Here is a 6,286-nt window from a genome sequence, read left to right as displayed (position 1 = left end):
CGCCGAACGCGCCCACTGGCGCACCCGCCTGACCGGCGGCTACGGCGCCGCCCGCGAAGTGGCCGACATGATCCTGGCCGCGCAGGGCAAGGCCGAAGCCGAGCGGGACCGCTGGCTGTGAGCGTCTTCAACCTGTTCAAGGACCGCAGCGCCACCGGCACCTCGGCCATCCTCGCCGTCGTCCTGGGTGCCAGCGTGCTGCTCTACTACTGGGTGGCCCCGGCGAAGAAGGTCGAAGACTTCGTGGGTCCGCCGCGCTCGGGCTATGTGCTGACCAACTTCGACCTCGATTCGTACAACGAGGAAGGCAAGCCCGCCTTCAAGCTCATCGCGCCCCACCTGGAGCGCCGCGAAGGCGATGAATCGCTGTACATCAATGCGCCGAATTTCGTGCTGCCCCCGACCAAGGACACGACCGCGCCGCCGTGGACCGGCCACTCCCAGTACGGCTGGGTGAACAAGGACGGCACGATGCTCAAGCTCCAGGGCCTGGTCCACATGGACCGAGTGGCGTTCGCCACCAGCCCGCCGGCCAGCATCGATACCTCTGAGGTCACCGCATGGCCCAAGGAGAACCGGCTGGAAACGGCCGAAGCGGCGCGTATCGTTCAGGGAAGCTCTACAATGAACGGCATCGGCATGCGTGCCAACCTCGACACCAAGCACCTGGAGCTCCTCGATGCAGTCCACACCACGTACCAGCCACGCAAGCGCTAAGGCATTGTTCGCGGCTTGCGGGGTGGCGCTCCTTGCGCTCGCCACGCCCGTCATGGCTAAGAAATCGGACCGGAATGAGCAGGTCCATGTCGATGCCAAGACGTTCGATGGCTCGCAGCAGCCGCAGGGCATCGTGATCTATACCAACAAGGTCGTGATCACGCAGGGCACGCTGAAGATTACGGGCGACAAGGCCACGGTTTACCTCAACGACGATAACTCGGTGAAGCGTGCCGTGATCGATGGCAAACCCGCGACGGTCCAGCAGCAGGACGAAGTGGGCAACTGGATGCACGGCCGCGCCAGCAACATCGACTACGACAACGAGACCAGCGTCGCGATCCTTACCGGCAACGCCCACGTCGACCAGCCCAACAAGGGCACGTCGGATGGCGACAAGCTGACGTACAACACGGAAGACAGCACGATGAAGGGCGAGAGCAACGGCACGTCCACCATCCACATGACCTTCCAGCCGAAGACCCAGCCAGGCGCCGCCCCCGCGGCCAAGCCGGCGGACAACACGAAGAAGCCCTGACACGATGCTTTCAGCCCAAGGCCTGCAGAAGCGGTTCCGCGCCCGCCAGGTGGTACGCGATTTCGCCTTTTCCATCCGCGAAGGTGAAGTGGTGGGCCTGCTCGGCCCCAACGGCGCCGGCAAGACCACCTGCTTCTACATGGTGGTCGGCCTGATCCAGGCCGACGCAGGCCAGATCAAGCTGGACCAGCAGGACATCACCGGCCTGCCAATGCACGCGCGCGCCAAGCTCGGCATCGGCTACCTGCCGCAGGAAGCCTCGGTGTTCCGACGCCTCAGCGTGGCCGACAATATCCTGGCCGTGCTGGAACTGCGCGACAACATGACCCAGAAGCAGCGCGAGGACGAACTCGAGAGCCTGCTCGACGAGCTGAAGATCTCGCACATCGCCGAACAGAAGGGCATCAGCCTTTCCGGTGGCGAACGCCGCCGCGTCGAGATCGCCCGCGCCCTCGCCGCCCGCCCGCGTTACATGCTGCTGGATGAGCCGTTCGCCGGCGTCGACCCGATCTCGGTGGGTGAAATCCAGCGCATCGTCCGCCACCTGAAGGAACGCGGCATCGGCGTGCTCATCACCGACCACAACGTCCGTGAAACCCTGGGCATCTGCGACCGCGCGTACATCCTCAACGACGGCGAGGTGTTCTCCAAGGGCACCCCGCAGCACATCCTGGCCGACGAAAAGGTCCGCGAGGTGTATCTGGGCCGTGAATTCCGGATCTGATTTCGCCTTTGTGGGAGCGAGCTTGCGCGCGATGGGGGATCCCGAAGCCCCCATCGCGCGCAAGCGCGCTCCCACGACTACGCAGAATCGGCCGGGCGGCATAGGCATCCGGGGCGCTGGTTTCGCAGGCCCGCGAGGGGTTAGGATGGCTCGGTAACCCGATCTTGCGAAGGTAATGAAACCCGGACTTCAGTTTCGCCTGCATCAGCAGCTCACGCTGACGCCACAGCTCCAGCAGGCCATCCGCCTGCTTCAGTTGTCGCAGCTGGAGCTCGAGGCCGAACTCCGCCAGATCGCGGAAAGCAACCCGCTGCTCGAGTTCGCCGAAGACGCCGAGGCGGAAGCCGACGCGCCGGAAGAAAGCGCCAGCTTCGACGAGGCCATGGAGTACCGGGCCCGTGACGAGCAGCCCGCCAAGGCGACCCGCGAGGAAGAATCCACCGCATCGCCCTCCGACGAACTTACGCCGGACTGGGACGACGACCGTTTCCAGGGCGAGGCCGGCGACTACGCGGGCGCCCCGTCACGTAATGGTGGCGGCGACGAAGAAGGCTTCGAGCCGCAGAACGCGGCACCGGAAAGCCTCCAGCAACACCTCGAATGGCAGCTCAACCTCTCCCAGTTCACCCAGCGCGACCACGCCATCGCCACGGCGATCATCCATGCGCTGGACGAAGACGGCTACCTGCGTGATGGCTGCGAGGCGGTCCAGACGGCCCTGCGCGAATTCCACTGCGAGCTCGACGAGATCGAAGCGGTGCGCAAGCGCATCCAGCGCTTCGATCCGACCGGCATCGCCAGCCTGGACCTGCGCGACTGCCTGCTCTGCCAGCTCAGCCAGTTCTCCGAAGAAACACCCCAGCGCAACCTCGCCATCCGGATCGTCACCGACGAGATCGAGCTGCTGGCGCGCAACGATACCGGCAAGATCGCCCGGCGCCTCAAGGCCGCCGAGGCCGATGTCGCCGTCGCCGCCTCGCTCATCCGCAGCCTGGATCCCCGGCCCGGAGCCGCGCTCGACGCCACGCCGGTCGAATATGTGGCACCGGATGTCTACGCGCGCCGCGAGAACGGCCGCTGGCGGGTCAGCCTGAACCCGGACGCCCAGCCCCGGCTGGGCCTTAACCAGCATTACTGCAACCTGATCGCCCGTGCCCGCGGCGATGACGCCACCTGGATGAAAGGCCAGCTCCAGGAGGCCCGCTGGCTGCTGAAGAGCCTGCAATCGCGTGCCGAGACGCTGACCAAGGTCGCCGAGGTGATCGTCCGCCGGCAGAGCGCCTTTCTCGACTACGGCCCCGAGGCCATGCACCCGCTGGTGCTGCGCGAGGTGGCCGAGGAGGTGGGCATGCACGAATCGACCATTTCCAGGGTGACCACGCGCAAGTACATGCACACGCCGCGCGGTACCTTCGAGCTGAAACATTTCTTTTCGAGCGGCGTGGCCACGGAAGACGGCGGCAGCGCGTCCGCAACGGCTATCCAGGCCATGCTGCGCAAGCTGATCACGGCGGAAGACCCGCGTCGCCCGCTGTCCGACCAGGCCCTCGCGGAGGAATTCCATCGACGCGGTATTCAGGTCGCACGCCGTACGGTGGCCAAGTACCGTGAAGCGATGCGCATCCCCAGTTCCAGTGAACGCGTTCGCGCAAGTTAAGCGCGGCGCGGAACCCCCTCGGAGGATCACGGTCCCATAGTCGACAGGTTCAGGAGCGGCACCCGCCACTCCCCTCTCGCCGCCCCAGCGGCGGCACCCTCAGCAAGAAGGAGGCGTCATGCAAATCCAGATCAGCGGCCAGCACATCCAGATCACCCCTGCCCTGCGCGAGCGCGTGGAACAGCAAATCGGCCGCTTCGAACGCCTTTTCGACAACATCACCGCGTTAGATGTCGTGCTATCCGTGGATAAGGCTGAACACAAGGTGGGCGGAACGCTCCACTGTTCGGGCACCCGGCTCCACGCCGAGGGCATCATCCGCCAGGAAGACGGCACGATCGGCGATGGCATGTACAAGGCCATTGACGCCATGATCGCCAAACTCGCCGATCAGCTGAAAAAGCATAAGGAAAAGCTTAAGGACCACCACAACAGCGAGGTCCGCGAGGCCCGCGCCGCCACGTAAAGCCCCCGAGCGGGCCTGTGGCACAATATAAGCAAGCCGGTACCCCTGCGTACCGGCTTTCTTTTTGACAGGAACCCCCGCGTGGATCGGCTCACCGCCAGACAACTCTTCGACGGCGTCCATGAACGCATGGCCCTGCGCTGGATCGCGGGCATGCGCGGCGAAGCCCGTGTCCTGGAGCCGAACGCCAAGCTCAGCCGCCGCCCCTCGCTGGTCGGCTACCTGAACGTGATCTACCCCAACAAGGTGCAGATCATCGGTACCGAGGAGCTGAACTACCTCGACGGGCTGGATTCCCGCCAGCGCTGGGAGGCGATCCACAAGATCGCGGCGTACCAGCCGGCCGCGCTCATCGTCACCAAGGACCAGGCGATCCCGCCGGACCTTCGCGAGGTGGCCGAGGAAACCGACACCCCGCTCTGGCAGAGCACCAAGCGCGGCCACGAGCTGCTCACCTACCTGCAATACCACCTGGCGCGCACGCTGGCCCCGCGGGTCACCCTGCACGGCGTGTTCCTCGAGGTGTTCTCGATCGGTGTCCTGATCACCGGCGACCCCGGCTCGGGCAAGAGCGAGCTGGCCCTGGAACTCATCAGCCGCGGCCACCGCCTGGTCGCCGATGACGCCACGGAATTCACCCTGATCGCCCCGGATGTCATCGATGGCGCCTGCCCGGAGCTGCTCCAGGACCTGCTCGAGGTCCGCGGCCTGGGCGTCCTCAACATCCGCGAGATGTTCGGCCACACGGCGGTCAAGCCGTCGAAGTACCTTCGCCTGGTGATCCACCTGAAGCCGATGAAGGATGGCGAGGAGACCGACGCGATGACCCGCCTCACCGGCGATGTCAGCAGGCGCAACGTGCTGGACGTCGACGTACCCAAGATCACCATACCCGTCGCCCCGGGCCGCAACCTGGCGGTGCTTGTGGAGGCGGCCGTGCGCAACCATGTACTGAAGAGCAAGGGCATCGATCCCGCCCAGACCTTCATCGACCGCCAGGCGCACCAGATGCGCCGGTTCTCCCCGTGGTGACCCCGGTGAACGAAGAGCTCCTCAAAGGCCCCATCATCGAAGCCGGTGCCATCCACCTGGTGGTGCTTACCGGCATGTCCGGTGGCGGCAAGACCGTCGCCCTCCGCGCTCTGGAAGACCTGGAGTTCTACTGCGTCGACAACCTGCCGGCGGAACTCATCCCGCAGCTGGTCGCCGCCGTCAGCCAGGGCGAGCACGGCCCGCGCCGCCGCATCGCCGTGGGCGTGGACGTACGCAACCGTCGCTCCGACCTCGAGCGCATGCCGCACGTGCTGTCGGAGCTCTCGAGCGCTGGCGTCCACGTACACCTGATCTTCCTGGACAGCCGCGACGACGTCCTGATCAAGCGCTATTCGGAGACGCGCCGCCGCCACCCGCTGGCCGCCGAGCGCCTTTCCCTCGCCGATTCCATCGCGGAAGAGCGCCGCCTGCTGCGCCCGCTGGTCTCGATCGCCGAGAAGGTCATCGATACCTCCGAGCTCAATGTCCACCAGCTGCGCCGCCTGTTCGCGACCGGCTACGCCGCGGCCAGCGATGGCACGACGCTGCTGTTCGAATCGTTCGCTTACCGCCGCGGCCTGCCGTCCGACGCGGATTTCGTCTTCGATGCACGCTGCCTGCCCAACCCGCACTGGGACCCGCGCCTGCGGCCGTTCTCGGGCAAGGACCAGCCGGTGCGCGAATACCTCGACGCGCAGCCCATCGTGGGCGAATACTATGCCGACGTGGCGCGCTGGCTGGATACCTGGCTACCGCGCTTCGAAGGCGAGGACCGCAGCTACGTCACGGTCTCCATCGGCTGCACCGGCGGTCGCCACCGCTCGGTGTATCTCGTGGAGCGCCTTGCCCGGCATTTCCGCGAGGGACGCGGCAACGTACTGACTTTCCATCGTGAGCTCGAATGAGCACCTTTAGCTTTCCCTGCCAGCCGGAGTACCTGCCATGAGCGTCGGCGTGCTCCTGATGACGCACGAAGCCGTGGGCCAGGCCCTGGTCTCTGCCGCGCGCCATGTGATGCCCAAGCTGCCGCTCACGGTGGATGCCGTGGAGGTGCCGCCCGGCGCCGACCCGGACATCATGCGCTCGCTCACTGCGAAGCATGCCCGCGAGCTCGATACGGGCGATGGCGTGCTGGTGCTGGCCGACCTCTAC

The 6,286-nt window shown here is 66.0% G+C and carries 8 protein-coding genes; all 8 read left to right on the top strand.

The window, feature by feature from the left end; translation table 11 throughout:
• Positions 1–117: 117 nt before the first annotated feature.
• Positions 118–717 carry an LPS export ABC transporter periplasmic protein LptC gene (gene lptC, locus ACTHLF_RS04745; protein WP_440325314.1) on the top strand — a complete coding sequence of 200 codons (600 nt, stop codon included), beginning with the start codon at positions 118–120 and terminating at the stop codon, positions 715–717.
• A 52-nt stretch (positions 718–769) separates the two neighbouring features.
• Complete coding sequence (gene lptA, locus ACTHLF_RS04740; RefSeq protein WP_440325312.1) at positions 770–1,255, top strand: lipopolysaccharide transport periplasmic protein LptA; 486 nt, start codon at positions 770–772, stop codon at positions 1,253–1,255.
• Positions 1,256–1,259: 4 nt separating this feature from the next.
• Positions 1,260–1,979 (top strand): LPS export ABC transporter ATP-binding protein, encoded by a 720-nt coding sequence (gene lptB, locus ACTHLF_RS04735; protein WP_440325310.1) that lies wholly within the window; start codon positions 1,260–1,262, stop codon positions 1,977–1,979.
• Positions 1,980–2,154: 175 nt separating this feature from the next.
• Positions 2,155–3,636, top strand: a complete 1,482-nt coding sequence (locus tag ACTHLF_RS04730; RefSeq protein ID WP_440325308.1) for an RNA polymerase factor sigma-54 — start codon at positions 2,155–2,157, stop codon at positions 3,634–3,636.
• A 118-nt stretch (positions 3,637–3,754) separates the two neighbouring features.
• Entirely contained in the window at positions 3,755–4,102 is a 348-nt protein-coding gene (gene hpf, locus ACTHLF_RS04725) for a ribosome hibernation-promoting factor, HPF/YfiA family (protein ID WP_440325307.1), read from the top strand.
• 81 nt (positions 4,103–4,183) lie between these two features.
• Entirely contained in the window at positions 4,184–5,134 is a 951-nt protein-coding gene (gene hprK, locus ACTHLF_RS04720; protein WP_440325305.1) for an HPr(Ser) kinase/phosphatase, read from the top strand.
• Between the two features lie 5 nt (positions 5,135–5,139).
• Complete coding sequence (rapZ, locus tag ACTHLF_RS04715) at positions 5,140–6,039, top strand: RNase adapter RapZ (protein ID WP_440325303.1); 900 nt, start codon at positions 5,140–5,142, stop codon at positions 6,037–6,039.
• A 37-nt stretch (positions 6,040–6,076) separates the two neighbouring features.
• On the top strand, positions 6,077–6,286 hold a 210-nt coding region (locus ACTHLF_RS04710), incomplete at its 3' end, for a PTS sugar transporter subunit IIA (RefSeq protein ID WP_440325301.1).

The sequence above is a fragment of the Luteibacter sp. genome (assembly GCF_051958795.1).
Lineage (GTDB): Bacteria > Pseudomonadota > Gammaproteobacteria > Xanthomonadales > Rhodanobacteraceae > Luteibacter.
This window is presented reverse-complemented; position numbering and strand designations above follow the sequence as displayed.

Bases quoted from the DNA above. Each gene is read 5' to 3' on its own strand.
- lptA (WP_440325312.1), top strand. From the start codon at position 770: ATGGCTAAGAAATCGGACCGGAATGAGCAGGTCCATGTCGATGCCAAG.
- lptB (WP_440325310.1), top strand. From the start codon at position 1,260: ATGCTTTCAGCCCAAGGCCTGCAGAAGCGGTTCCGCGCCCGCCAGGTG.
- ACTHLF_RS04730 (WP_440325308.1), top strand. From the start codon at position 2,155: ATGAAACCCGGACTTCAGTTTCGCCTGCATCAGCAGCTCACGCTGACG.
- hpf (WP_440325307.1), top strand. From the start codon at position 3,755: ATGCAAATCCAGATCAGCGGCCAGCACATCCAGATCACCCCTGCCCTG.